This window comes from Halopseudomonas sp. T1L2, from assembly GCF_055397385.1.
Window position 1 is genome coordinate 568,154 of record NZ_AP040865.1, and the last position, 24,658, is coordinate 592,811.

Annotated in this window: 21 protein-coding genes; all 21 read left to right on the forward strand. The window is 60.2% G+C overall.

The genetic code is table 11. The features are described 5' to 3' along the window. Entirely contained in the window at positions 1-723 is a 723-nt protein-coding gene (locus ACZ5WQ_RS02725; protein ID WP_464383106.1) for a phage adaptor protein, read from the forward strand. Further along, positions 720-1,337: a hypothetical protein gene (locus tag ACZ5WQ_RS02730; protein WP_464383107.1), complete on the forward strand. Its 618-nt coding sequence runs from the start codon at positions 720-722 to the stop codon at positions 1,335-1,337. The genes ACZ5WQ_RS02725 and ACZ5WQ_RS02730 overlap by 4 nt, the downstream gene beginning before the upstream one ends. After that, entirely contained in the window at positions 1,337-2,041 is a 705-nt protein-coding gene (locus ACZ5WQ_RS02735; RefSeq protein WP_464383108.1) for a hypothetical protein, read from the forward strand. The genes ACZ5WQ_RS02730 and ACZ5WQ_RS02735 overlap by 1 nt, the downstream gene beginning before the upstream one ends. A gap of 3 nt (positions 2,042-2,044) precedes the next feature. Next, positions 2,045-2,566 (forward strand): hypothetical protein, encoded by a 522-nt coding sequence (locus ACZ5WQ_RS02740; protein ID WP_464383109.1) that lies wholly within the window; start codon positions 2,045-2,047, stop codon positions 2,564-2,566. A 14-nt stretch (positions 2,567-2,580) separates the two neighbouring features. Further along, positions 2,581-4,152: a hypothetical protein gene (locus ACZ5WQ_RS02745; protein ID WP_464383110.1), complete on the forward strand. Its 1,572-nt coding sequence runs from the start codon at positions 2,581-2,583 to the stop codon at positions 4,150-4,152. Positions 4,153-4,213: 61 nt separating this feature from the next. After that, positions 4,214-12,058: a hypothetical protein gene (locus ACZ5WQ_RS02750; RefSeq protein ID WP_464383111.1), complete on the forward strand. Its 7,845-nt coding sequence runs from the start codon at positions 4,214-4,216 to the stop codon at positions 12,056-12,058. A 68-nt stretch (positions 12,059-12,126) separates the two neighbouring features. Further along, positions 12,127-12,531: a phage tail fiber protein gene (locus ACZ5WQ_RS02755; protein WP_464383112.1), complete on the forward strand. Its 405-nt coding sequence runs from the start codon at positions 12,127-12,129 to the stop codon at positions 12,529-12,531. 277 nt (positions 12,532-12,808) lie between these two features. Further along, positions 12,809-13,954 (forward strand): hypothetical protein, encoded by a 1,146-nt coding sequence (locus ACZ5WQ_RS02760; protein ID WP_464383113.1) that lies wholly within the window; start codon positions 12,809-12,811, stop codon positions 13,952-13,954. Positions 13,955-13,963: 9 nt separating this feature from the next. Continuing rightward, on the forward strand, positions 13,964-14,281 hold the full coding sequence (locus ACZ5WQ_RS02765; RefSeq protein ID WP_464383114.1) for a phage fiber-tail adaptor protein: 318 nt from the start codon (positions 13,964-13,966) through the stop codon (positions 14,279-14,281). Continuing rightward, positions 14,278-17,328 (forward strand): tail fiber domain-containing protein, encoded by a 3,051-nt coding sequence (locus tag ACZ5WQ_RS02770; RefSeq protein ID WP_464383115.1) that lies wholly within the window; start codon positions 14,278-14,280, stop codon positions 17,326-17,328. Before ACZ5WQ_RS02765 ends, ACZ5WQ_RS02770 begins: the two co-directional genes overlap by 4 nt. Beyond that, positions 17,328-17,936, forward strand: coding sequence for a hypothetical protein (locus tag ACZ5WQ_RS02775; RefSeq protein ID WP_464383116.1), 609 nt, complete (start codon positions 17,328-17,330; stop codon positions 17,934-17,936). Before ACZ5WQ_RS02770 ends, ACZ5WQ_RS02775 begins: the two co-directional genes overlap by 1 nt. Before the next feature lie 6 nt (positions 17,937-17,942). Beyond that, entirely contained in the window at positions 17,943-18,644 is a 702-nt protein-coding gene (locus tag ACZ5WQ_RS02780; protein ID WP_464383117.1) for a fatty acid desaturase, read from the forward strand. After that, a complete protein-coding gene (locus ACZ5WQ_RS02785) occupies positions 18,641-19,204 on the forward strand; it encodes a hypothetical protein (RefSeq protein ID WP_464383118.1) in 564 nt (187 codons plus the stop codon). The genes ACZ5WQ_RS02780 and ACZ5WQ_RS02785 overlap by 4 nt, the downstream gene beginning before the upstream one ends. Then, positions 19,204-19,422: a hypothetical protein gene (locus ACZ5WQ_RS02790; protein WP_464383119.1), complete on the forward strand. Its 219-nt coding sequence runs from the start codon at positions 19,204-19,206 to the stop codon at positions 19,420-19,422. The genes ACZ5WQ_RS02785 and ACZ5WQ_RS02790 overlap by 1 nt, the downstream gene beginning before the upstream one ends. Next, on the forward strand, positions 19,409-19,909 hold the full coding sequence (locus tag ACZ5WQ_RS02795) for an aspartyl/asparaginyl beta-hydroxylase domain-containing protein (protein ID WP_464383120.1): 501 nt from the start codon (positions 19,409-19,411) through the stop codon (positions 19,907-19,909). The genes ACZ5WQ_RS02790 and ACZ5WQ_RS02795 overlap by 14 nt, the downstream gene beginning before the upstream one ends. Positions 19,910-20,051: 142 nt before the next feature. After that, positions 20,052-20,444: a hypothetical protein gene (locus ACZ5WQ_RS02800; RefSeq protein WP_464383121.1), complete on the forward strand. Its 393-nt coding sequence runs from the start codon at positions 20,052-20,054 to the stop codon at positions 20,442-20,444. Further along, on the forward strand, positions 20,431-20,871 hold the full coding sequence (locus ACZ5WQ_RS02805) for a D-Ala-D-Ala carboxypeptidase family metallohydrolase (protein ID WP_464383122.1): 441 nt from the start codon (positions 20,431-20,433) through the stop codon (positions 20,869-20,871). Before ACZ5WQ_RS02800 ends, ACZ5WQ_RS02805 begins: the two co-directional genes overlap by 14 nt. A gap of 14 nt (positions 20,872-20,885) precedes the next feature. After that, on the forward strand, positions 20,886-21,212 hold the full coding sequence (locus ACZ5WQ_RS02810; RefSeq protein ID WP_464383123.1) for a phage holin family protein: 327 nt from the start codon (positions 20,886-20,888) through the stop codon (positions 21,210-21,212). Positions 21,213-21,238: 26 nt separating this feature from the next. After that, positions 21,239-22,843 carry a hypothetical protein gene (locus ACZ5WQ_RS02815; RefSeq protein WP_464383124.1) on the forward strand — a complete coding sequence of 535 codons (1,605 nt, stop codon included), beginning with the start codon at positions 21,239-21,241 and terminating at the stop codon, positions 22,841-22,843. Beyond that, positions 22,840-23,976 (forward strand): phage tail tip fiber protein, encoded by a 1,137-nt coding sequence (locus tag ACZ5WQ_RS02820; RefSeq protein ID WP_464383125.1) that lies wholly within the window; start codon positions 22,840-22,842, stop codon positions 23,974-23,976. The genes ACZ5WQ_RS02815 and ACZ5WQ_RS02820 overlap by 4 nt, the downstream gene beginning before the upstream one ends. Next, positions 23,973-24,293, forward strand: coding sequence for a hypothetical protein (locus ACZ5WQ_RS02825; RefSeq protein WP_464383126.1), 321 nt, complete (start codon positions 23,973-23,975; stop codon positions 24,291-24,293). Before ACZ5WQ_RS02820 ends, ACZ5WQ_RS02825 begins: the two co-directional genes overlap by 4 nt. Positions 24,294-24,658 lie beyond the last annotated feature (365 nt).

A 24,658-nucleotide genomic window follows, 5' to 3' on the forward strand; every position in this document is an offset into this window, starting at 1 on the left:
ATGCCGATTTTGGCCAGTTCGATTATTGATCGCGCACAGACCATTGTGCAGGACAAAACAGGCGTCCGCTGGCCATATCGGGAGCTTCTCGACTGGCTGAATGATGGTCAGCGTGAGGTGGCGATCTACAAGCCGAGTGCGACGGCGCAGAACGTAGCGCTGCCGCTCCAGCAGGGTACTCTCCAGTCCATCGGCCCCGGTGGACTGGCGTTGCTGCGCGTCATCCGCAACCTGAAAACACCGGTGACCAACCCGCGTGTGGGTACTCGTGCCTGCCGCCTGGTCGCGCGTGAGGTGCTCGATGCGCAGCATCCCTCTTGGCATGACCCGTCCGTGTTTCCCTACGAGCAGAACGTGAAGCACTTTTGCTTCGATGAAACCGACCCGACCCACTTCTACGTCTTCCCCGGTAACAATGGGGCTGGCGCGGTCGAGGCGGTTGTGTCTGTTAGCCCGGACGATGTGACCTTGGCTTCTGGTGCAGACGAGAATCTGCTGGAGTCGTACCGAGTGGGAATCCGCATCCCGGATATCTACTCCAACTGCCTGCTGGATTACGTCCTGTTCCGCGCGTACTCGAAGGATGCAGACTATGCCGGCAATGCAGAGCGCAGCGCCACGCACTACACCCTGTTCGTGAACACGCTGACTGCCAAGACCACGAACGAGGCCACGTTCAACCCGAACGCTGGTCAGTCTACCGGTGAGCGAGCGATCCGATGAACTACGTCGAGGAGCTTCTCGCCGAGGCCCTGATCACGGCCCCCCAGTGTCCCGAGACAATCGTTGAGCGGATGCTGCGGGTTGCCTGCGTCGATTTCTATCGCGAGACGAAAGCGTGGCGGATCACTACCGATCCGCTTGCTGTCATTCAGGGTGTGCAGGAAGTTGACCTGGAGCTGCCGGCCGACACCAAGCCTGTCCACATCTACTGGTCGCGACTTGATGGTGTTGACCTCCGCGCTGTGTCCCCGCGCTCGCTGAAAAGTATTGTGGGGGAGCCGGAGGGTTTTGCGTTTTCGGGATACGCCCCTGTGTTGACGCTGGATCGAATCCCGGAGCGCACTTACACCGTCGATGGCCTGGTCGTTCACATGGCGGTGGCACCGACAAACAAGCTGGATGTCCTGCCGGACGAGCTGTATGAGTCGCACCGTGACGGCATCCTCTATGGCGCCCAGGCTCGGCTACTGGCCATGCCCAATGTGCTTTGGGGCAATTTGCAATCGGCGATGGCGATGGCTTCGTTGGCCAGTGCCGAGCAGCTCAAGGCCAGCCGTGAGGCGGAGTCGATGCAGGCGAATGTTACCCGGGTTGTGAAGTACGGAGGTTATTGATGAGTGGCGGCGGCAGCAAACCGGAGGAGGTGCAGGCCTCGGCCGGCGAAAAGATGCAAGCTCAGCTGGCTAAGGATCAGATCGCGCATTACCGATCTACTTACGCTCCGCTTGAGGCTCAGTACCGGGATGTGGCCGGCCAAGACCCTTCTGCCCGTTTTTCCGGCCAGAATGCGACGGCATCGGCCCGCGAGGTGACCGATCTGTACCGCGCCACCGGTATGACTGGCTCCAGCATGGATACCACCAGTTTGGCTGAGGCCATGACCACCAGCCGTGTTTCGGGTTTGGCGCAGGGTCGGCGAGAGCGTGACGATGGCCGCCTGGACTCGCTTGAGGTGGGCCTCGGGGTGAGTGCTGACGCCACCAAATCGCTGTCGCAGGCAGGCATGATCCAGACCCAGGCTGCTATCGACAAGACCCGCGAGGAAATTGCCAAGCAGCAGGCTAAGGCCGATATGAAATCAGCGGTGGTTGGCGCAGCTGCAACCCTTGGCGGTGCCTATGCGGCCCCCAAGCTGGCGGAGTACAAGCAGCGCCTTACTGATCAGCGCGAAGTCTCTACCTTGCGCAGCGCCAATCCGCAGTTTGCTGATGCCGAGCGTCGGCTTGGCACTTCAACCGCGCTGATGCTTGCTCGCGGCGAGCAACTGGGCGCCGCTAAGGCACTTGGCGGCACCCGCAATATGTACCGGGGGCGTTAATCCATGAGCCAGACACCTCTAGCTGACGAGTTGGGCCGTATTTCGCGGGATGAGTTTGAGCGGTATCTGAACGAGTTCCGCCCGGTCGAACAACAGGTCATCGGTTCGCTTGGCGAATCTACTGTGGGCGCGTCGATGGATGCGGCCCAGGCAGATGCTGTGCGCAGCCGGGCGTCGCTTGAACGCATGCGCGAACGCTACGGCACTACCGTTACACCGGCGGCAGCAGCCGGCGAAGCCCGCCAGCAGAACCTCGGCTCGACGCTTAACACCGTGACCGCAGGCAACCTCGCAGCGGATGCAGACCGCGACAACAAACGCCAGACGCTCGCCGGGTTGATGAACGCAGGGCAATCGCTTCGCCAGAACGCACTTAACGGCTTTGGCTCGGCAGCGCAGATGGAGGGCGCTCGGGCGTCGGCCAATAGCGCGAACAAGGCCGCATATACCCAGCAGAAGTCCCAGCAGCGGACACAGATGATTGCCAGTGCCGCCAGCCTGGGCGCAGCACTGCTGTTTATGTAAACGAGGGTCACTCGATGAGCAATGCACTATCAGCCGTACTGCAAGGCCTTGAGCGCGGCAGCACTATCGGCCTGAACTACTATCAGGCGATGAAGGACGAGGCCCGGGCGAACCGCAACGAGGCCCGTACTCTTGCGCGGGATGCTGAGAGCGACCGCCGCTATGAGCAGGAGTTTACCTACCAGGTCGGCCGCGACCGCGTGGCTGACGACCAGTGGGAGCGCAATTTCACCCGCGAGGGCGAGCAGTGGGAAAAGGATTACGAGGTTTCCAAGCGGCAAGTGGCAGTAAGTGAAGGTAACCTTCGCCTGGGCCGTGATCAGTTCAACTACAACCGGGATACTGCCGAGCGTCAGCGCCGCGAGGCGAACGATACTGCTTTGTTCAAGACCTCGTTGATCGGTGACGACGGGCAGTACATTACTGACCAGTACGCTTATGCGGAGCGGGCGAACAACAACCCGCAGATAATCAAATCTATGATAGGGGTGGCTGTTGCCAACGGGATGATCAGTGCCGAACGGGCCGCCATGCTTACCGGCGGACAGGTGGTGCCGACTCCCAACGGCCTGGTGCTCCGTGTTGCGGGCCGTGATGCCACCGGTGCCCCGATCAAGCCCGGCGGGGCACCGCTGACCGTCAATGGCACCAGCGACCCGGATGATCTGGTCGTCGAAATCAACATGACCCAGTTGCGTAATCTGGCCGATCCCAATTTCCGCGAAGCCCAGCGTTCCGCGTCGCTTGCCGATGCGCAGGTGCAGGGCCTCCAAACACGGGCCGAACAGGCACTGGCGGCTTCGGCCCCGGGCCAGCAACGCGCGTTGGCTCAACAGGATGCGAAGATTGAGCGTATTCAGGCTGAGCTGGATGCAGCGAAGCAGGATGAAGCCAGTTCGCGTGTTTCGCTTGGTGGCCCGAACGCATCGCATGTCCAGTTTTCTCCGGCTACCGGAAGGGCGCAAACGCTGTCTGCCGAGCTTGAACGGGCACAGTCGGAGCGGGCCAACTCTGCCCGGGAGTATGAGAACTCCAACAAGTACATTAGGGATTCTACGCAGGCCGGCATTGACAGTGTGCGTAGCCAGCACATGCTGTACGGTGAGGGCTATATCACCCGGCAACAGACGCTCAGCCAGGCGTTGCCGGGTCAACAGGATGCGGCCTACAAGAACTTCGACACTCGGATCAAGAACATCGCCGGGACGCTTCCGTCTTCGCGCAGTAAGAACTACGACGGGATGACGCGGAACGAAGCGATGACACTTCTGAGCCAGTTCCCGCCTGAATTTCAACTAAGGCTGGGCGACCCGACCAACCGGGAGGCCGACAGCGTACTGTACGGCATTATGGACACCATGGCCCGGACTGGATACAAGGGCAACCCGACATTCTTGCTGAACGCTGCCGAAGCTGGCGGTGATCTGGATGCCTATGCCCAGGCGGCGATGTCTCCGCAGCTGGCAGATCGGAAGCCGGAAGAGCGCGACGCCATTGCGCTGGAGATTTCCCGGCGGCTGAAAGCCAACCCCGAGCTGGATTTTGAGACCGTGGCAGGTGAGGTGGTGGCGGGGTTCGGTAAATAAGCAGTGCTGATAAAAGCCTCGCGTGGCCTTATAATGGGGCATCGACACGCGAGGTTTTTTTATGAGCGAACGCTTTTTCTGGTACGACGGGGACACCACCTACACTGGCGCGGGTGAAGGAACCCGTCTTGCCGGGGCAAACGCCCCCGAGGCGAAAGATGTCGGGGGCAGCTCCACCCGCGCACTTTCTACCCACGCTACCACGGTCGGCGGTTTTGAACGTCAAGGCACCGTCACTCAGGGCGTATACGGGCGGGATGTAGCCCAGTTCACTGACCCCAACGGCAATACGCTTTCTCAGACGTTGGTCGACGCAGGTATGGCATCGCCCATGTACGGCGAAATGTCGTCCGGAACCAACTCGATTCAGGGCGCAGTCCGCCGCACACTCGGCACAGCACCGACCGGCATCGAGGCCGATCCAGCCTTCCAGCAGCTCGCAGAATACGCTCGCGCCCAGCGCCTTGAGGCGATCAACGCCAAGATGGCAGCCGGCGGTTTTCGTATGGGCATGCCATATGTAGCTGACCCCCGCGAAGAGCGCGGCGTCATCGACCGTGCATGGGACCGCGGTGTCGATAACACCCAAGCGACGTTCTACGGCTTCGCCAATGCTCTCGGCAGCGCGACCGGCATCAACGCGCTGGAAAAGTTTGGCGAAGAGGGCATGGCGCGGAACATCTGGGAAGCGATGGCCAGCCCTGCCACGGTGTCGACGTATGAGGATATCGACAGTCTTGCCGATGCTGGTATCTACGCGCTGGAGGCACTGGTCGAATACTCCCCTCAGCTTGCGATGGATGCCGCGACGTATGCGGCCTCCGGCGCACTTGCATCCACGGGTGTCGGTGCTCCGGCTGCTGCCGGTCTGGTTTTGAGCCGGGCGGCACTGGCGGGGATTGGTAAGTCGGCTTTGCGCCGCTTCGGCGGTAGCCAGGCGGTGGCTCGGTCGTCCAGGCTCGCAGGTGAGGGGCTTTCCGCATTTGATCGGTTTCATGCTGGCGGTAAGTTCGGGACACTCGCCTCAATGTACATGCAGGGTGCTGGTGAATCGCAGATGCAGTTCGCCACCGAAGGTATCGACAACCCGGAATTGGCCCTCACCCTCGGCGTTGGTAAAGCGGCGCTCGACTATTACGGTTTTGAGAAGGTGCTGGGGCAGACGTTCAGGGGCTTGACCCGCGACGGCGTTACCCCGGACGGTGTAGCTGATCTGCTCAAGCGTACAGCCGCGTCTGTTGGCATTGCCGGGTCCGCCGAGTCTGTGACTGAGGCGACTCAGACGCTCATGGACGAAATGGCCATCAGCGCCCAGAAGCCTGATTACGAAATCGAGTGGGCGAACGTCATCGACGCCATGCTTAAGGGCGGCATCGCTGGTGGCGGCGTAGCCGGTGCCGGTAATCTGGCCGTTGGCGGTTTGCAACTGGCCAACAAGGGCTACGACGATATGCTTCCGGGTGCCAGTGACCCGGTACAGGACACGGCGCCTGAGCCGGAGCGCGACATCCGTGCACAGATCAGCTCTACCCCCACAGGCGAAGCCAACTGGTTCACCGCCGAGAACGCTGAGCAGGCTAAGGCGATTGCAGCGGAGGCTGGCAAGCCTGTCAAAGAGCTATCTGATGGCAGTGTTCTGGTCGCTGAACAGCAGGTACTCGACAGCATCCCGGATCAGCCGACCCAGGATGATTTGCGTCGTGCCAATGGCTACGCGCAGACCAAGGACGAAGCGGCGGCTGACCCTGAGGGGGTAGTGGTCGTCGAGACCCGCGATACTGATGGTGCGGTATTGCGAAATCAGCTCGTCGGCAAGTCTGTTGTCGATCAGGTGATCCTCGACCAGCAGGCCAAGTTTCCCGGGGCTACTGTTGAGACCAAGGCACCGGAGGTCGTCATTGCTGAGCGCAAACAGGCCGTTGAGGCAGAACGGGCAGAGAAGGCTGAGCTGCTGTCTCGTGAGGTCAAGCCCCATGAATGGCGCGGTAATCAAAAACTGGCCGAGCGTGATCGGCAGGCCTTGACTGAACAGGCGAAGAAGGTTGGCATTGAGGCGGAACGCTTTAAGAAAACCGGATTCGGCGAGGCGTTGCTCGCCCGCCTGACAGGTGGGTTGGCGACCCCCGTAACCAACAACAAGATGCGCCGTCTCGATGACGTGCAGGCGGTTGCCGATCTTCTCGGGCTGAGTGAAGCCGAGGCCACTGCCCGGTACTACAACTCCCGCAATCTGCTGAAAGGCCGCAACGAGCTGCACTCTGTAATCCAGGCGAAAATCAAGGAGCGTTTCGGCTCCACGCTGGCTTTCGCGAAGGCTATCGACGATCTGCCCTCGACAGAGGTGACGAAGATCGCGGAAGCCTTGGGTATGCCCCAACGTGGCGGCTTCAATGTCGGCGCTCTGGTGGCAGAGATTGCCCAGCGCCAACCGAAGGGGGTCGAAAGCGAGAGTTTCAGTGCAGCGTTTGACGAGCCTGGGCAGCAGGGCGAGGCGCCCCAAAAACCGACGCCGCCTTCCGAGCGCCCGGACAATCTGCTTGGCGCGTTGATGCAGGGCAAGCTGTTCAAGAAGGCGCTGTTCGGCAAGCGGGGTGAGGTTCTCACCGGTCAAGCGCTGGAGGACAACCTCAGCCGTCTGGAACCGAAGGAAATGCTGCTGCTGTTCAAGGAGCTTGAGAGCTGGGGCGTTGACCTCAACGGTGAACGTCGCGCCGAGTTTTTGGACATGCTCGGCTCCGTCGTGGGTGAACAGGCGACCTACGGTATCGGCAAATCCCGCTTTGACGACACGAACGTGGAGAGCGACGAGGATGTGGTCGCCACCGTGGAGTATGAGCCCTCGGCGATGGACTCCCCACTGACCCGGCTGTACAAGCTGATCGAGCAAACGCCGTTGACCGACCAGGCTGCGGATGGCTGGCCGGCGGGCACTGCATTGTATCTGGAAGGGATCGCGCAAGTGCTCAAGGCAGAGGGCCGACCGACCGCACTGTCCGAATCCGAGGCGGTGTCACTCCACTACGCCCGCGCTATGGCGTCGGTCGCTATCGGGGTGATGAAGGCGCTTCCGGGATATAACGCGCAGGCACTGATGCCCGCGATTGTTACCGAGTTCGGAATCACCGACGAAATGATGTCCCGTGCTGCCGGCCGGCAGGTGAGCGCGGAAGATGCCCTGCTGGCGATGGCAATGCGTGAAGACCCGCGCGTCTCCCGCATGTTGGCCCTGCAAGTCGCCAACCGCTATGGGCTGGAGGATGACGGCACGGCGCTGACCGAGGACGAGCTGCTGGAAGTGCTGGCCGAGGCGCTGGCAGATGACCCGGCACAGGCGCTGTCGGAAATGACCCGCGAGCTGTATTCAATCTACGGTGCCGATGGCGTGAATCGGATGACGTTGATCGGCGCCTATGAGCGCAGCCGTGGCGACCGCCCGTTGACGGCGACGGATAAAGGCCACGACTCTGGTCGTGGTGAAGATGGTGTCTCCATCGACCCCAACTCACCTTTTGGCGAGCAGTCCATGTCGGACGCGAGTTTCTTTGGGGCGCTGCGCAGCATGTCCCTCAAGCACTGGAACTTCGCCATACTCCCCAGCGCAGAGCAGCTGAAACAAGCCAGCTTTCCGCAGCGCGGCGGCGTTTCACAGGAAATCACCCGCCGCTTCGATGGCCGTAACCTGCTGGCGGTGCCGCGCGTACCCGGCTCGATTTACGGCTCCGTCGTGGATGCGGTCAGCTTGGCGCTGTACGCACAGGGCGGTGAGCGCGTACCAGCCACGGCGGTGGAGGCGGCCGGCAACCTGATGGAAAACCTGTCGCGCATCATGGCGGGTGCCCAGTCGAGTGAAATCCCGAATGCGTTCGGGGTTGCTCGCGGCTTTATCCGCACGATCCCTGATGACTTGATCATTTATGTCCGCCGCGAGAACGGGGAGCCTGTCACGTTCGGCGAGGCGATGGCCGCTATGCGCGAACAGCAGGATGCAGGCCATCTGGATCATGTGTTGACCCGACAGCTGGACGATGTTGTCGACCAAGCAAACCTGCTCGCCGACGAGCTTATCGACGCGCTGGAACCGGGCAGTGTTGTCGAGCAGGCGGTAGCCAAGTACACCAAGCGTGTCCCTAATATCAGGGAGGCTATCGCCCGCTGGATCGACATGGTGAACGGTGAAAAGGTCACTGTCGCTGGCCAGTCATCGTATGTCCGCAAGCCGAGCCCGAAAAGTGATAAGCCCCTGCGCGATGCCGTGGATGTAGTTGGCCGGGTAACGATTCCCAGCCTCGGCGTAACGCTGGATGAAGCATTCGGTCGATACCTCGGTTTGCGCGGTGAAACGAAGCAATTGGCTCGGCGTCGCCGCGACGCATTGAACTCCCGCGCCCGGATGGCAAGCAACCGCGATGACACGGATGCCATCGTGGAGCAGCTGGAAGATGCGGATTTGATGAATGGTGACGAGGCGAGTACCCGCCGAATTGATGAAGCAGAGCGCAGCGGTATCGGCACTCACTTCATGGCAGAGGATATCGACAATATCGACCATGTGGCCGAACGCGCTAATTCGCTTGATGAAATCGAGCCGGCCTATGACCCCCATGCGTTCGACCCTCTTGCCGGTTTGAGCGTTGAAGACCTGATGGATGGCGAGGATGCTGCGCAGGACGCCGCGATCCGCGCGTGGTACGAAGCCAATAAGGAAGTGCAGTCGCGCCTGAATGAGGCCAAAGAGCTGGCGGCGGCGCGTAATGATGCTGCTACCCAACGGGAGGCGCGTCTTGCTGAGATTGACGATGCCATTGCAGCCCACATGGCGAAGGTGAATCAGTGGCTCAAGGCGCGTATTGGGGAGACTGATGGTCTGAGCCGAGATCAGCTCCAAGCACTTCGACTGGAGAAAATTGAGCAGCTTCGTGCATCCAACAACAGGATCGACAAGAAGGCCAAAGCGCATCTGGCGGAGGTGGACAACCTGCGCGATGAGCGTCGTGAGGTTGCCGGCTCCAAGGATATTGACCCTACGCTCAAGACGCCTGCCGCGCCGCCGAGGGAGGATGCGGCAGCTGACGGTGCGCCCCTGACTGATCAGCGCAATGAGGCTACTACCCGCACGCTGAGCTGGCGTCGCGCCGAGCTGCCCCCGGCAAAGCCGCCGAAGTCCCATCCGCTGTTTCGCCTGGAATCCACAGTGTTTGGCGAGAAGCCCGAGACTTCGCTATCGGTTGAGGAAGTAGAGGCCATTGCCGAGGAGTTTGTGGCTGCGTATAACGGCAACATCGAGCTGGTGTTCACCGTGAAACAGACTCAGGAGGAAGTCTATGGCCCAGAATCACTCACCGACGAGAACGGACGCCCCCGAATCATCAAAGGGGCATACCATGCCGCAGGAGGCCGATTCAATGCGCGACTCGATAATGGACGCACCCTATCTCGAAACCCCAACTCGGTTCCGGGGCGAATGGTACTCATCGCCGAAAACGCCTCCAGCCGGGAAGATGTTCTGGAAACGCTTCGCCACGAAGTGCTCGGCCATTTTGGCCTCAATACGTTCCCAGCTCAGGTAAAGCGCCGCATCCTCGATGCAATCCTGGCATCAAAAAAGACGCTCGGCATGCGTTCTTTGTGGCGCGAAATCGAGACGCGGTACGCGGATAAAAGCGCCGATGAACAGGCGGAGGAAGTCTTTGCTCTGGTCACAGAGCGCGAGCCTTCGGCAGCGCGTTCCTTGTGGGATCGTCTGCTTGCACTGCTCGACGTTGCCCTGCGCAAGGTGGGGCTGCGTCATGGAGAGGTTGGTCGCACTGAGCTGGAGGCGCTCGCCAGACAGATCAGTGGCGGTATTCGTAGTGGCCAAGCCCGCCAGCGCAACTTCCCGCAAACCGATGGTGCGTCGTTTCGCCGCGCCGTACCGGATGCGGGCATGTTGGTCGCCCGTGGCCAGCGTTACTGGAAGCAGGGCGTTGGAGTTGTGGCTCCTGTCGTCAGCATGGTCTACAGCCGCATTGCCCGCTATTCCCCGGAACTCTCACGGATGCTGTTCCAACCGACGAACTCGGAGGCGTCAGTGCATGGCCGCAGCTGGCAGCAACAGTCCCGGGCCTTGCAGGATCGCATGATGGCGCACGTCGATAAGCTGATGATCGAGCTGCGCAAGCAGACCACTGGCAGCAAGGCACAGCGCCGTGCCCAGTTGCAGGCGATGTTTGAGGATGGCTATTCCGATTCGCCGAAGACAGAGCAGGGTAAGCGTATTCGGGCGTTGCTCAATGCGCTGTCGGCGGAGGCCAAGCGGGCGGGTTTGCAGTCCGTTGAGCTGGACGAGAAGTTTGCCCCGTTGGTATTCGACCGTCTTGCGGTTGGTGCCCGTCAGGCCGACCTGGAGAAGTTGATCGCGCAGAAGGTCACCAACCCTGACGGTACGCCAATCGAGCCGGCGGAGGTGAAAGAGATTATGCGCGGTATCCTCGACGGCCCCGGTTTCATGGAAGGCGTCATTGCCCCCGGCATGCCCGTGGGTATGCATGCCAACACGTCGCTCATTGTGGATGCCATCGGCAAAGAGCAATTGCTCAAGGATGGCTGGCTGCTGCGTCGCCATGAAGCAGCCCTGTTCCACTGGGTTAGTGGCATCAGCAAACGCGCCGCATGGGAAGGCCTCTTCGGCGATGAGGACTTGACCCGCTATGCGTTTCGCAATGGCCGCAAGGTTGCTGGCTTTTCGCCGAATGCCAAGTTCCACGAGCTTCTGGATGGTGTTCGCGAGCAGCATGGCGAGCAGGCAGCGCAGGAGATTCTGGTTCTGGTCAACGGCGCTTTGGGCCGACACCCTCAGGGCTACAGCATGCCGGGCTGGCTCCGCACCACGCAGGAGTTTGTTACCGGTTGGGTGGGGATGACTGTACTGGCGTTTTCCGGCATCGCGTCTATCCCTGAGCTGGCCTTGCCGTTTGTCCGTGCGGGCGGGCGAGTTGGTATCGGTGAGTTGTTCACCGACATGCAGCAGGCCAAGCGTTTTGCGCGTGATATGGGGATTGTGCTTTCGGATGCATCCGAGCAGGTGGTCTGGCAGATGACCGGGGAGCAGTATCGCAGCCCGCTGATTCAAAAGGCGCAGTCGATCTTCTTCAAGCTGAACCTCAACGACGCCATCGTCCGCACCAGCCGCACCTTTGCCACTGCAATCGGCATCCGCTACCTGCTGAACGCCGCTGCGACAGGTGACACGCAGGCATTGGCCCGGCTGAACATCGACGCAGGCACCATCCACGCCTGGGAGCAGGCCGGACGCCCAACTTGGTCACCTGACCTGGATGCAGTTACGGCAGACATTGCGGCCAAGGTGTCGGATGCGGTCAGTCAGTTTGTGAACGAGGCGACGCTTAACCCGAGCAAGTTCCAGGCTACCGGCTGGGGCAACAACCCGTGGTTCAAGATGATTTGGCACTTGAAGCATTTCCTGTACACCTACGCGGACAACGTGCTGCTGGGTATCTACCGGGATATGCGCCGCCGTTTCAAGCACATGGACCAGATGACCTTCGCTCAGTTTATGGCGGTGTCGATGCCGCTCATTGTGTTTGGTATTGCCGTACTGCCGCTGGCTGCCGCTTCCCTTGAGGCCCGCGATTGGGTTCGCCGCCTGAACGGTAAGCGCGGCCAGGAGTACGAGGATGCGCTGGAATATTTCAGCGCTGTCTTCACTCGTGCTGGCGGTTTTGGCCCGCTGGATGCCCTGATCAACATGAGGCAGCAGCAGGAATACGGGGTCAGCGTCTTTGGCGCCCTCGGCCCGGTGCCCGGTAAGATCGACATGCTGTTTGGTGGGGGCGAGTGGACATCCAAGGCCCGTCAGTTGATACCGGTCGTGAGCCAGAATCCGGGGCTGGCGCGGGTCTTGGAATGATGTAAAATATCAGCACTGCTAATTTATGCGCATGGCGGCGCCATCCTTGATGCTTTTGGAGGCCTCCCATGTCGGGTTTTTCTGACTATCTTGAAGATGCACTGTTCAACGCCACACTCCGTGGCGGCAGCTACACCGGCGGTGCCGTGTTCGCGGCACTGTTCACCAGCGATCCAACCGATGCCCGTACTGGTGCCGAGTTGGCGGACAGCGCTTATGTTCGTCAGCGGTGCCACGCTACTGTAGCCTCTGACGGCTTCACCGCGCCGGCCAACGGCAGCGGCAGCAATACCCGCACTCTGGTGTTCCCGGCCATTGCCAACACTCAGGTGACCATTACCCACTGGGGTCTGTTCGACGCCCAGACTGGCGGTAACCTGCTGTACCACGCTCCGCTGACTAACCCGAAGACACTTGACCCGTCCGACGTACTGTCGTTCCCGGTCGGTTCGCTCGTGGTCACGCTGAGCTAATCCAGCGATGCTATTTGGTCGCTCGCTTTTTGGTGGCGCTCTATACCCTCGGCAGGTAACTGCCGGGGGCGTAGTTGCGGCCACGAGCAGCGCCCGCGTAGTTGAATCTGCAAATCGTAAGTCTGGAGCCAGCGCGGCGGCGTCTGCCGTTGCTGCTCAGGCTTCGGCGGTAAGGGTCGTAATCCCTACGTCGCCGGTAGTCTCGTGTACTTCGGCCGCGACTTCGACGGCGAAGGTTAATTTCTCGGGCTTTGTCGATGGCCACGCCGCTTCTTCGGTGCTCGGCCAAGCCCGCGTTGATTTTACCGCTGATGCGGTTGCATTGGCGGTTGCAGGTGCGCTGCCCAATCCCGAGCGCCGGGTGCGCATCAACTTTCCGTCTGTTGCCCAGGGTGTTGCCCTCGGCGAAGCGGAAGGTGCCGCTTGGGTTTATGCCAGATTGGCGGCAGTCGCGGCGAAGGCCTTTACCTTCGGTACGCATTGGTACGTCGGACGTGGCTGGGCTGTAGCGGCTGCATCCGTTGAGGCCACGGCTACCCAGAATCTCAACGCCGAGGGTCATGCCACTGCCTCTGCCACGCCGACTGCGCTGGCCCAGTTGGAGGCCTACGGTCAGGGTGTTGCAGAACCTGCCCAGGCTCTGCTCGATAGCGATCCCATCCTTGAGTCCGACGGGGTGTTGTACCGGTTCGGTCGTTCCAACGTCCGCGCTGCTGCCGAGCCTACGGCGACCTGCTACGTCTACTCGGTAATGCTGGCTGTCGGCTTTGCGAACGTAAGCGCCCAAGCCCAGGCCCGGCGGGCTGCTTCCGGTCGCACTTCGGGCGTTGCGCTCGGGGTTGCGGATACCGAGCGTGTGGTTCCGTTTGAAGGGGCAGTTGTCGTCGGCGCTGCGGCTCATGGCTCGGCCCGCGCCAAAGCCAGTGTGCTCGGCCGCGTGAGAACCAACACCCGCGCTGAGGTTGCTCCGGCGAACATCGTCTACATCGTGAGCGGTTCTGTGAACGTCGATTCGCAGGCCGGCGCGGTATCCACGCGCGTTGTGATCGAGACCGCCCCCGGCACTGCCGGTGGCACTGCGCTGGCCGCACCGGCCAAGGCAGCAAATGCCGCTGTTGGCAGAGCCCAGGCGACAACTTCGGGCGCTGCCGGGACTGGCGCAGTTGTTGCCCGCTTTGCGGCAATCGGCGCATCGGGCGGGCATTCACTCCCTTCGGCTACTGCGGCGTTGCATCCGAAGATTCCTGTTTCTGGTACGGCTACCGCAGAAGCCTTCTGCGAGGGCACCAATGTCGTCGGCTTTGCCGATCAACCGTTGGGCGCTCGGGTGATCCGCGTCGAGTCTGCACTCCGAACTACCACAGTCCAATCCTCCACGCGCGTGGTCGCGGTGGCGGGCTTTAATCGTCAGCTTGCGGCGTGATGGAGGCGTATGAGCGTTTTCAATAAGCAACCCGGCGACGTGCTGGATTACGACGTGGATATGAGCGGCTGGTTCGCTGATATCCCTGGCGATGATATCCAGAGCGTTGACATCACCATTACCAGTCGCACCGAGCCCGTACCGGCGTTGGTTGTCGGCCCCGCACCGCATCCAGATGTGGTGCTGGTCGGCGAGCAGCCCACGCGCTTCAAGGTGTGGCTCGGCGGTGGCACGGATTTCACTGATTACAAGGTTACCTGCCTCGTCCGAACTGAGCAGGATCGCGCCAAGGAGGTCGAGTTCCAGATTAAGGTACGAAATAAATGAGCCGAGCGAACTTTGTTCAGGTACAGCTGGCTGCGGCTGCTACCGACACCCAAACCACGCTGTCTGTCAAAGCGCCAGTGGGCGGCTTCAAGGCACCTCCGGTTGACGGCGGTCGCCTGGTACTGACTGATTCTCCCGGTCGCCCTATGGCGTTTGAGGTGATCACCTATACCGGGCGCACTGGCACTGGCCCTTATACCCTGACCGGGGTGACCCGCGGTCTGGAGGGTACAGTCGGCTTGGCCTGGGGCATCGACACCTTCGCGATGATGACTCTCACCGTGGCGGAGTTCGATGCGGCGATCCAGGCGGCGATTGACGGTCTTACTGCGGCTGATATCCCTGCACTCGATGCATCGAAAATCACCACTGGAGTGCTGGCGGCGGCTCGTATCCCGACGCTAAACCAGGATACCACCGGGTCTGCTGCGAGGCTGACGACTGCCCGCACGATCAACGGCACCTCTTTTAACGGCACCGCAGATATTACAACCCAGAAGTGGGGTACGTCGCGCTCACTGGTATTTACTGGCGATGTATCTGGGGGGGCGTCAGTTGACGGCTCAACTGCGGTAGCTTTCGCAATGACTCTCGCTAACAGCGGTGTAACGGCGGGCACATATCCGAAGGTGACGGTTGACGCCAAAGGGCGAGTGACTGGCGGGGCGGCGTTGTCGGCGTCCGACATCCCATCGCTCGATGCCTCCAAGATTGTCTCCGGCACCCTCAATGCCGCTCGCATCCCAACGCTGAACCAGAACACCGCCGGATCAGCCGGCGCCTTGGCCCGGAAGGACACACGGAGCCAGGACCCAATCCCGGCTGAGTACGAAAACGATGGCGTTACGTATCACTTCAAGTACAACGCGACAACCGGCTTTACCGCTGGTGGCGGCACCTACCACCGGCTCCTAAACCTCGATGCGTGGGTCGGCACCAGCGGCGGTTTGTCCTCCCAGCTGGCGTTCGGAGACAACGGGGCGGTAGGCATTCGCACAGCCACCAGTGACACTGTTTGGGGGCCTTGGCACACTTTCTACACTACGGCCAACAAGCCAACCGCGGCTGATGTCGGTCTGGGTAACGTGGATAACATCGCTGACAATGAGAAGAGTGTGCTCAGCGCTGCAAAGCTGGCGACTGCTCGCACTATCGGCGGCGTGAGCTTCGATGGCTCTGCCAATATCAACCTGCCGGGTGTGAATGTTACGGGGAACCAGAACACCACAGGTAACGCGGCGACTGCGACCAAGCTGGCGAGCATCGGCACCTCGTTTTCTGGCGAATACCCGCTGACGATCAATGCCGGTGGCGTCATCTACAGCCATACCGATATCACGTTCAAAGGGTCAACAGGCGTTCTTACTGCGCCGAAGTTCTCGGGTGACGGTAGCCTGCTGACTGCGATCAACGCGAGCGCTCTCACCGGCACAATCGACACCGCGCGACTCCCGGCTGCCGCTTTGATCGGCGACACAACCTATTCAGCCGGCACTGGGTTGTCGCTTGCCGGCACCACTTTTTCTCTCGCAAGACCGCTGTTCCCTATCGGTCTGGCAAGCTATTCGACCTCGACCGCTGACGTGTCGGCCGCAGGTGGCTTTAGCGTGAATTACCTGTCGTCCGGCGCGACTGATAAGCCTACCGGCACCGATCATGCCCTGCTTACTATGGCCTACAACTCTTCCTTCATGTTCCAGTTTGCCGGCGACTGGAGGACGAACAAGCTGTACACCCGAACCAAGAACTCAGGGGTGGTTAGCTCTTGGAAGGAGCTTCTGACGACCGATGGTGATGGCAGTCAGTTGACCAACATTAACGCCTCCAACATCGCGACCGGAACCATCAGTGCTGCGCGTATCCCGACACTGAACCAGAATACTACCGGCAATGCAGCGACAGCGACCAAGCTGGCGACTGCTCGCACTATTGGCGGCGTGAGTTTTGACGGCACGGCAAATATCAACTTGCCGGGTGTGAATACTGCGGGGAACCAGAACACGACTGGCTCTGCTGCATCGCTGACTACCGCTCGCAGCATCACAGCGACGGGCGACGGCAGCTGGACGGTATCCTTCAACGGGTCGGCCAACGTGTCAGCAGCGTTCACTTTGGCGAGCACTGGCGTGGTCGCGGGCACCTACCCGAAGGTGACTGTGGACGCCAAAGGGCGTGTTACTGCCGGCGCTGCGTTGGTTGCTGGGGATTTGCCCTCGCATGGCCATAGCGCATCAGACATTACCTCCGGCGTACTTGACCCTGCGCGTTTGCCCGCTGAGGCACTTGTCGGCGACACCACATATTCAGCGGGTGTTGGTCTGTCGCTGTCCGGCACCATATTTTCGATTGCTCCGGCTACTGCGGATAACCCCGGCGGCGTAAGGCTTGGCTCTGATGTGGAGCAGACTGTCGCGCCTGTCGCGGTGACATCCAGCGCATCGCGTACTTACGCGGTTCAGATGAACGCGGATCAGCGGCTGGTGGTCAACGTACCGTGGTCGAACACCACTTACAGTGAAATCAGTGAAGCGGAAATTACCACTGGTACGGCGTCTACTGCCCGAGCTATTAGTGCTCGCCGGTTGACGTTTGCTTTGGCGGGTAAGGCGGATGCTTCACATACCCATGACTATCTGCCGTTGGCCGGTGGCACTGTGACGGGTGACGTAGTGCTCTCCAGCGCTACCGCTTCGACCAGCCCGACTACCGGTGCGCTGAAAGTCACTGGCGGTGTTGGCGTAGGCGGCGCTATCTACGCGGCAGGAAACATCGGTGGCTTGTCCGATATTCGGGTGAAGACCAACATTGAGGTGATCGAGAACGCGCTGGATAAGGTAGATCAGCTGCGCGGTGTGGTGTTTGACCGTACCGATATCGACCTCCGTCAGACCGGTGTGATCGCCCAGGAGGTGCAGGCTGTACTGCCAGAAGCCGTAAGTGACGACGGTGAGCACCTCACGGTGGCTTACGGCAACATGGTCGGCCTGCTGATCGAGGCGGTGAAAGAGCTGCGGGCGGAAGTGAATCGCCTCAAGGGAGGTGCGTGATGGCACTTCCCAGTTCTGGGCAGATCACGTTTCAGGACATTGCTACGGAACTGGGGCTGACCGGCCCCATTTCCCTCGATCAGGCCGAGGTGCGAGCGCTGGCCGGCATTCCCTCTGGCCCGATTAGCTTGGCGGACTTGCTCGGGAAGAGTGCTTTGCTCTTCTCCGGCACTCTGACTATTGGCTACCAGCCCTATGTGGCCGACAAGCTCTCTACACCGGAAATGCGTGGGTGCTTTAGCCGCTACAGAAGTCCGTTCTACGTCCCCAACAACAACCCGATAGGCGCTATCGCCCCTTCGACCGTAGAGGGTTCTAGTGTCTACATACTGGGTGAGGAGCACAACGATCTAGCGGCAACTAAGCTGTTCATTTTTGCCGTGTCGGGGCAGACAATCCCGCTGGATTTCTTCTCCGTACTTCGCGTTAAGAACGGGTCTACGGTAGTCGCAGAGCTGCTGCCGGCCAACGCGACCGCTGAGCGGGTTAATTTGGCTCAGATAAATGATAACCAAACGCTCTATCCGGCAACCCGGTGGACTTGGACGCTAACTAGCAAGGGGCAAATCCTCCCCACCTCCGGCACACGAACCATTGAAATTGGATAACCTCAAATGACCCAGAAAGGCACCTTTATGACGCTGATGCAGCTTGGTCTGCTGGCGTTTATCCCTTACGCGGTGGCCACGGGCACCGCAGCACACTGGCTGTTGGCCGTTTCCATGTACGCCCTCTACGCCGGTGTCGGAACCGTAGTCACTATGCACAGGTTGCTGGCTCACCGGGCTTTTGAAGCGCCGCTGTGGTTCCGCTGGTTTGGTACGTTTTTTGGCACCGTGGGCAGCCTGCTGACGCCGCTGGAGTGGGTGCAGCAGCACGTTGACCATCACCGTTACGTCGATACACCGAAAGACCCCCATTCACCCGTGATCCTCGGCTGGAAGGCGCTGTTCTTCTGCTTCCACAGCCAAGGCACCGGGACGATTGCCGTGATGCGTTTGGCCAAGGAGCCGTTTATGCGCTTCATGCACCGCTGGTTTTACCCCATCCTGGCCGGGTATGTCGCGCTGCTTTGGCTTTTTGGCGGTCTTGAGCTGGTGACCTTTGCGTGGGCTATCCCGTGCCTCGGCGCTCTATGGGGACAAATCCTGATCGTGTTCGCCCATGATGACATGGGGCCGAAGAACTCGGGTTCGTTGAACGGCCTGCTGACGTTTGGTGAGAACCGCCATGTCCGCCACCACGAAGACCCGAGGGACATCACCCAGGATGGCTTGGCCTACTGGTTCATCCAAAAAATCAGGACTGACAAATGATTACTGAGCTGCGTCGAATGCCGGTTGTAGATTCCGCCGGGAAAAAGGTCTGGATTATCCCCGACCTTTGGCTTGCCTGCCTGCGCGTGGAGCTTGCTGTCGGGGAGCCATACGAGGTCTACAACCCGGACGGTCATCCGTTCGTGTCTTCCGGTTTTGCCGATGGTGATATCGGGCCTTTGCGCTCGGCCACGGTTATTGCCCCCGGCGGTCGTATCAAGGTGCATAACGCGCTGCTGGAGGGGCCTACGATCTGGGAAGGCTCGCTTAACCCCGTCTGCAACGGCGTTTTTATCAAGGCGAGGGTCGAGTTTGAGGCCGAAGTGCCCAGCCTACTGCTTTGCGCCAGCCCCGCGCCTGACCTCACTCGGTTTGAGGGCAAAATCTTGGAGCGATTGATCATCCGCGCGGGGGAAAGCTACACCTTCGCCCCGGGTGCTGTTGGTTTTGCTGTGGTTTACGGTCCAGATGAAATGCGCGGCTTCGGCGTTTTGCCGGGTGATACCCTGGCCCCTGACGAGGACATGGTTATTGCGCTTGTGAGTGAAGGGGGTGCGTAATGGCGTTGTCACTGCGGCGTTTGGACATTGCGGCTGGCGATCAGGTTGTGTTGGCTTACGCAGAGGGTGCTCGCGCGGTTTACCTTATCCACGGCGAGCACCCACAGCTGATTTACGGTAACCCGGCTCCACTTAGTCCGGGCGAAGTCAGGACTGTTACTGCTGACACTGCCATCGGGATCGGCGTATTTGAGGAGCAGGGTGATGGCGTTCGTTGACCCTACGGCGCATCCTTTCACCCGGGAGTTATGCGCCGAGCTTACCGGCGAGCTGGAGCCGCTTCGGCAGGCCGCTGCGGCAATGCGCTTTATCGAGTGGCCTGAGCCGATCTATTCAGGCCAGTGGGATGTGTCTTCGTTCAAGTACAGGCATCGGCTTTTTTCTGACGAGTTCGGGGCTGTTGACCCCGGCCAGTTTGCCGCGATTCAGCGCCCTGAGATTCAGACTTTCGGCTTTTCGCTACTCGGCGCAGGGGCCGAGATTCGTTGGCATCAGGGCAATGCCGGGGATATCTGGCGTTTGCACCTCGGGCTGGACTGCCCGGACGGTGATTGCGCATTACAGGTGATGGGTGAGATTCGTCATTGGTGCAACGGTGAGTTTTTGATGTTCAACGACCAGGACGCGCACCGCGCCTGGAACCGGACGGATCGTGATCGCCTCATTCTGCTCGTGGATATCTCGAAGGCCGCATTGGCTCTATAGCTGGCGGCGTCATTTCGTGTAAGGTAGAATATCAGCACTGCTAATATGCGCAGGGCGGCGCGTTATGACGAGGTGCCCTGTGGCTATCCCAGCATTGCTTCTACCTATCCTTTCGCAGCTTGCATCCAACGGATTGCAAGTCGTGGCGGATGCTGTGCAGGCGAAGGGGAAGGCGTTTGTCGAGGACAAGCTCGGCGTCGAACTCAAGCCTGACATGACCGCCGAGGAGCTGGCGGCTATCCGTAGCGCTGCACTGGCGCACGAAGCCGAACTGACTCGGGCTCTGGAGCAGGCGATTACTGCTCGACATCAGGCCGACATGACCAGCGACAGCCGTCTGTCGAAGAACATCCGCCCCATTTCCCTCATTTACCTCATGGGCCTTTTCACGATGGCCTTTCTCATTGATGTCCCCGAAACCGTATTGACCATGTTGCGTGACCTGCTGATGTCCGTGTTCATGTTCTATTTCGGCAGCCGCACCGTCGAGAAACTGTTTTTGAATTACCGGAGCAATCGCAATGATCGAGCATGAAGGTCGAACGTATTTCACCGACAAGGAACTGGGTTGCAAGCACTGCGGCAAGGTGATTCTTGCTGACGGGTTCGCTGAGGCGCTGCTCGATCTGCGTCTGGAGTATGGCAACGCGATGATTCCCAGCTCCGTGTGCCGGTGTAAGGAACACAACAAGGCTGTGGGTGGTCACCCGCGCAGCCTGCACGTCTGCGATTTCCCTGCGCATCCCACTGGCGGGTGCTGCGCGATGGACGTTCGCTGGCGACATATCCCCGACGAAGACAAGTTGAAATTCGCCCGCCTCGCGTGGAGCAAAGGGTGGGCTGTTGGCTTGCACGATGGCTTTTGTCATATCGACCGCCGCGCTGACCACGGTCTGCGTAAGGCTTGCTTCCTCTACGGCGCCTGGTCGCGCGGTTTTGGCCCTGCGGAGGTCGTGCGCTGATGGAAAGCGGATGGATGGACAAATTCTGGAACCTGGTCTCGGCCACCCACATTGGGTGGATGTGGTTCCTTCTTATCGCGGCGTGGGGCGGCACCGCGAACTATATCTCCCGCCTCAAGCGGCAGGGGGCGCCTTTTAGCCTTATGGAACTCATCGGCGAGTGGACAGTATCAGCCTTCGCGGGCGTGATCACTGCATACGTCTGCATGGAAATGAACTTCTCGTTCTACGCCACGGCAGCATTGGTGGGTGTAGCCGGCCACATGGGTGGTCGCGGCATCGCCCTGATGGAATTGTTCATCGAGAACGAACTCCAGCGTCGTTTTGGTGGTAAGAAATGAGGTTGCGACTCGTTGACTTCGGCGGCATGGCTCCGGCGATTGAACCCCGCCGATTGGCCGATAAACTGGGCACTTTGGCTCGGAACACGGGGTTTGAGTCAGGCACTCTCGGCCCCGCAACCATTGGCGTTCAGCCTTCGGCGGCTTTCTCGCCGCTGACATCTTCCGTGCGCAGTATTTTGCGTCCGGCCAACGGTGATACCCGGTTGGCGTTCACTACCGACACCACAGGCGAGGCGTTCGCTTCTATCGTGGCCCCGAGCGACGCCTGGGGGCGGGTCTACTACACCACGGCTGCTGGGCCGCGCTTTACGGTGGCGGAGAACTACATTCAGGGCGGGCTGAAAATCAACCCGGTCAGCTACAAGCTGGGGATGAAAACGCCGCAGGTGGCGGTAATCGTCGGGGTGCCCCAGTTCACGCTGGACGAGGGGGTTACTGCCGACACTGTGCGGGTGGCTTACATCTATACCTATGTCGACAAGTTCGGACATGAGGGTGCCCCGTCGCCGGCTTCTACCCTTGTGGAGCTGCCGTACAACGCTGATTTCTCGTGCAAGCTGACTTTCACCGCTGAATCGTTGCCCGACACCAACGTCACCGATGGCAAGCGGCGGATTTACCGCGCGGCCTATGACGGCACCGCTTCGCGTTGGCAGTTCATCGCGGATGTCCCGCTGCCGACGCTGGAGTGGAACGATACCGTCGCGCTGGGTGAGGAGGGCGAGGAGCTGATCAGCATGGATTGGGTGCCGCCGCCTGTATTGGCGCAGATGGTGCCGGTCGCTTCCAATTTTGTCGCGGGCTTCCACGACAACATCCTGTGTTTCAGTTCGCTTCGCCTGCCGCATGCTTGGCCGGAGGCGTATCGCTACCCGCTCAAGTACCGCATTGTTGGGCTGCGGCCTACCCAGAACGGTTTGCTGGTGGCCACTTCGGGCAAACCATACTGGGCGTTCGGTGCCGACCCCGAGTCGGCCGTGCCGGTTGAAATCGACGCGAACCACCCATGTTTGTCGGCCAAGAGCATGGTGGATATGGGCAGTTATGTCGTTTACGCCAGCACTGATGGGCTGGTCGCGGTTACCGGCCAGGAAGCCCAGGTGCTGACCAAGGATTTCATCGACCGCAACACCTGGCTGCGTGATTTCAACCCGAGCGCGATTGTTGCCTTTGCCTACGAGGGCCGCTATGTGTTCAGCGTCGGCTCGGCATGGTGGATGTTTGATCCGAATGACGGCAATGGTTTCTCGACCCTAACCGATATCCCGGTGGCACCTACTCAGCTGCGCCAAGCGTATTACGACGCCAAGCGCGACGTGACTGTGCTGCTGGACACTTCGGGCAAGGCCTTTGATGTCGTGTCGAAAGATGGCGGCAGTTTCACTTGGGCGTCGAAGCTGTTTGAGACGCCGCCGGTTAATTTCTCCCGCGCTCGCGTGTTGAGCACCCGGTATCCGGTGACACTGACTGTTCGCGGTAGCGCCGAGCATTCCTATCAGGTCCAGAATGAGCAGCCGATTGTGCTGCATGGCGGTCAGCCTTCGCGCACTTGGCAGGTTCAAGTGTCAGGTGACGGGCGTGTCACCGAAATCGGGCTTGGGCAGAATCCGAGGGAGCTGCTGGAATGATCAAGAAGCCTTTGGCGTCTATCCCGGAGCCACCGCGCAATACCGATCCGGCGCTGCGCAACATGCTTATGGCGATCAAGGAGGCGGTCGAGGTGCGTCTCGGTCGCCGCGGTGACCCCCTGGAAGAAGGGGTTACCAAGCGGGATTTGATCGAGTCTGGCATTGCCAAACTGGGCTCGCCGGCCAGGGCTTCGTTGGAACCGGTTGTGGTGGTGGACGAGGGGACACGGATTGTTCCCCCGGCCCCGCTTGGCTTTACCGCCGAGCCGGCTTTCGGCGGTATCCAGTTGTCGTGGGAGGACCCGTTCGCTGCATACGGTGTGCATGGCTACACCGAGATTTGGCGAGCGGAGAGCAACAATCCGCTGGAGCGAGTGTTGCTTAACAGTTCGCGCGGGTCGGCGTACTTTGACCGCTTGCCGGATACCGAAATCACCGAGTATTGGTACTGGATTCGGTTCGTCAGCATCCACAATCGCATGGGCGCATTCTCGCTGCCTTTTAATGTACAGCGCCTTGAAGACATCGGCTACCTGATTGAACAGTTGAGCGGCCAGATCGACCAGTCGATGCTGGCGGAGGAGTTCAACCAGAGCGTTTCGCTGCTCCAGAATAGTTGGTCGATCAAACTCGATCCGAGCGGCAATTACGCTTCCGGGTTTATCACTTACAACGATGGGCTCTCGTCCAGTTTTGCTGTTTTGGCTGACGAGTTTTCAGTCGGCTCGCCTGCGGTGGGTAAGGTGAAGCCCTTCATCATTTCCGGCGGTACGGTCTACATCGACACGGCGATGATCCGCGATGCTTCTATCCAGCAGGGTAAGCTCGGGCCTATCACGTTCGGCAAGATCACTGACGCCGCCGGCAACCCGGTCACTACTTTGTCGGGCAAACTGCGGGCAGATGCCATTGACGTTGAAAATCTGCGCGTGACTGACGCCAATATTGCCGGGGTGATCAAATCCAACACGGTGGCGAGTAATGGTCAGCCTCGCTGGCTGCTGGACAAGAACGGCGGCATGACCTTGAACGGCTCCGGCGCTGGCGGGCGCATGGAGATTCGTGACTCGGTGATCAAGGTGTTCGATGCGCGGGGGCGGTTGCGTGTGCAGATCGGGGATATGAACGCATGAATCTTGCGTCGATTACGACTTGGGATGCCGCAGGCAATGTCACATTCTCCACGGAGATTCGCACTGTCCGCCTGACTGGCGTTCTGGACATCCCATCCGGTAGCACTGGTTCGGTGCCACTCAGCGATTTGCCCAGTGGGCTGGAAGGTCTTGGGTTGTTCCCTTCGAACCCATCGCTTGCATCGAATATGGCTCCCTATTGCTGGACGGCGAACGGTAATTTCAACTGGCGCGGGGGCGTCGGGGATTTCTACTTGGCGGTGCTCGACATTGCCGGTCTGGGCGGTTCCCTCGATATCAGCAACACGGGGGGTTGAGGATGACGTTCGGCCTCTTGATCGAAAATCCGAACATTAACCGCGTGATCTTGGACGAAAACCATCCGATCTATGTGGCCCCGCCACTGCGGGTGGTGAACTACAAGTCGTGGGATAGCTTGTTTGGCGATTGGAAATACTCGCCGTCAGGTGGTAGGTGGGGGCAGTGGCAGCAGTTCGAGTTGAGGTTCCAATTCCCTCTTACCGGCGAATTACCGCCCATGCTTATGGTCAGCAGTAATCATCCGCTTCCGGCAGTGGAGGGTAACTCTAGCTGGTCGGTCTCCCGTCCGTGGCCTGCGACGTTTGAGGCGTGGCCACTTGGTGTGCCGGGCGCCTGGAATGGATTTTTCGTCCGTACTTGT

Bases quoted from the DNA above. Each gene is read 5' to 3' on its own strand.
- ACZ5WQ_RS02725 (WP_464383106.1), top strand. From the start codon at position 1: ATGCCGATTTTGGCCAGTTCGATTATTGATCGCGCACAGACCATTGTG.
- ACZ5WQ_RS02730 (WP_464383107.1), top strand. From the start codon at position 720: ATGAACTACGTCGAGGAGCTTCTCGCCGAGGCCCTGATCACGGCCCCC.
- ACZ5WQ_RS02735 (WP_464383108.1), top strand. From the start codon at position 1,337: ATGAGTGGCGGCGGCAGCAAACCGGAGGAGGTGCAGGCCTCGGCCGGC.
- ACZ5WQ_RS02740 (WP_464383109.1), top strand. From the start codon at position 2,045: ATGAGCCAGACACCTCTAGCTGACGAGTTGGGCCGTATTTCGCGGGAT.
- ACZ5WQ_RS02745 (WP_464383110.1), top strand. From the start codon at position 2,581: ATGAGCAATGCACTATCAGCCGTACTGCAAGGCCTTGAGCGCGGCAGC.
- ACZ5WQ_RS02750 (WP_464383111.1), top strand. From the start codon at position 4,214: ATGAGCGAACGCTTTTTCTGGTACGACGGGGACACCACCTACACTGGC.
- ACZ5WQ_RS02755 (WP_464383112.1), top strand. From the start codon at position 12,127: ATGTCGGGTTTTTCTGACTATCTTGAAGATGCACTGTTCAACGCCACA.
- ACZ5WQ_RS02765 (WP_464383114.1), top strand. From the start codon at position 13,964: ATGAGCGTTTTCAATAAGCAACCCGGCGACGTGCTGGATTACGACGTG.
- ACZ5WQ_RS02770 (WP_464383115.1), top strand. From the start codon at position 14,278: ATGAGCCGAGCGAACTTTGTTCAGGTACAGCTGGCTGCGGCTGCTACC.
- ACZ5WQ_RS02775 (WP_464383116.1), top strand. From the start codon at position 17,328: ATGGCACTTCCCAGTTCTGGGCAGATCACGTTTCAGGACATTGCTACG.
- ACZ5WQ_RS02780 (WP_464383117.1), top strand. From the start codon at position 17,943: ATGACCCAGAAAGGCACCTTTATGACGCTGATGCAGCTTGGTCTGCTG.
- ACZ5WQ_RS02785 (WP_464383118.1), top strand. From the start codon at position 18,641: ATGATTACTGAGCTGCGTCGAATGCCGGTTGTAGATTCCGCCGGGAAA.
- ACZ5WQ_RS02790 (WP_464383119.1), top strand. From the start codon at position 19,204: ATGGCGTTGTCACTGCGGCGTTTGGACATTGCGGCTGGCGATCAGGTT.
- ACZ5WQ_RS02795 (WP_464383120.1), top strand. From the start codon at position 19,409: ATGGCGTTCGTTGACCCTACGGCGCATCCTTTCACCCGGGAGTTATGC.
- ACZ5WQ_RS02805 (WP_464383122.1), top strand. From the start codon at position 20,431: ATGATCGAGCATGAAGGTCGAACGTATTTCACCGACAAGGAACTGGGT.
- ACZ5WQ_RS02810 (WP_464383123.1), top strand. From the start codon at position 20,886: ATGGACAAATTCTGGAACCTGGTCTCGGCCACCCACATTGGGTGGATG.
- ACZ5WQ_RS02815 (WP_464383124.1), top strand. From the start codon at position 21,239: ATGGCTCCGGCGATTGAACCCCGCCGATTGGCCGATAAACTGGGCACT.
- ACZ5WQ_RS02820 (WP_464383125.1), top strand. From the start codon at position 22,840: ATGATCAAGAAGCCTTTGGCGTCTATCCCGGAGCCACCGCGCAATACC.
- ACZ5WQ_RS02825 (WP_464383126.1), top strand. From the start codon at position 23,973: ATGAATCTTGCGTCGATTACGACTTGGGATGCCGCAGGCAATGTCACA.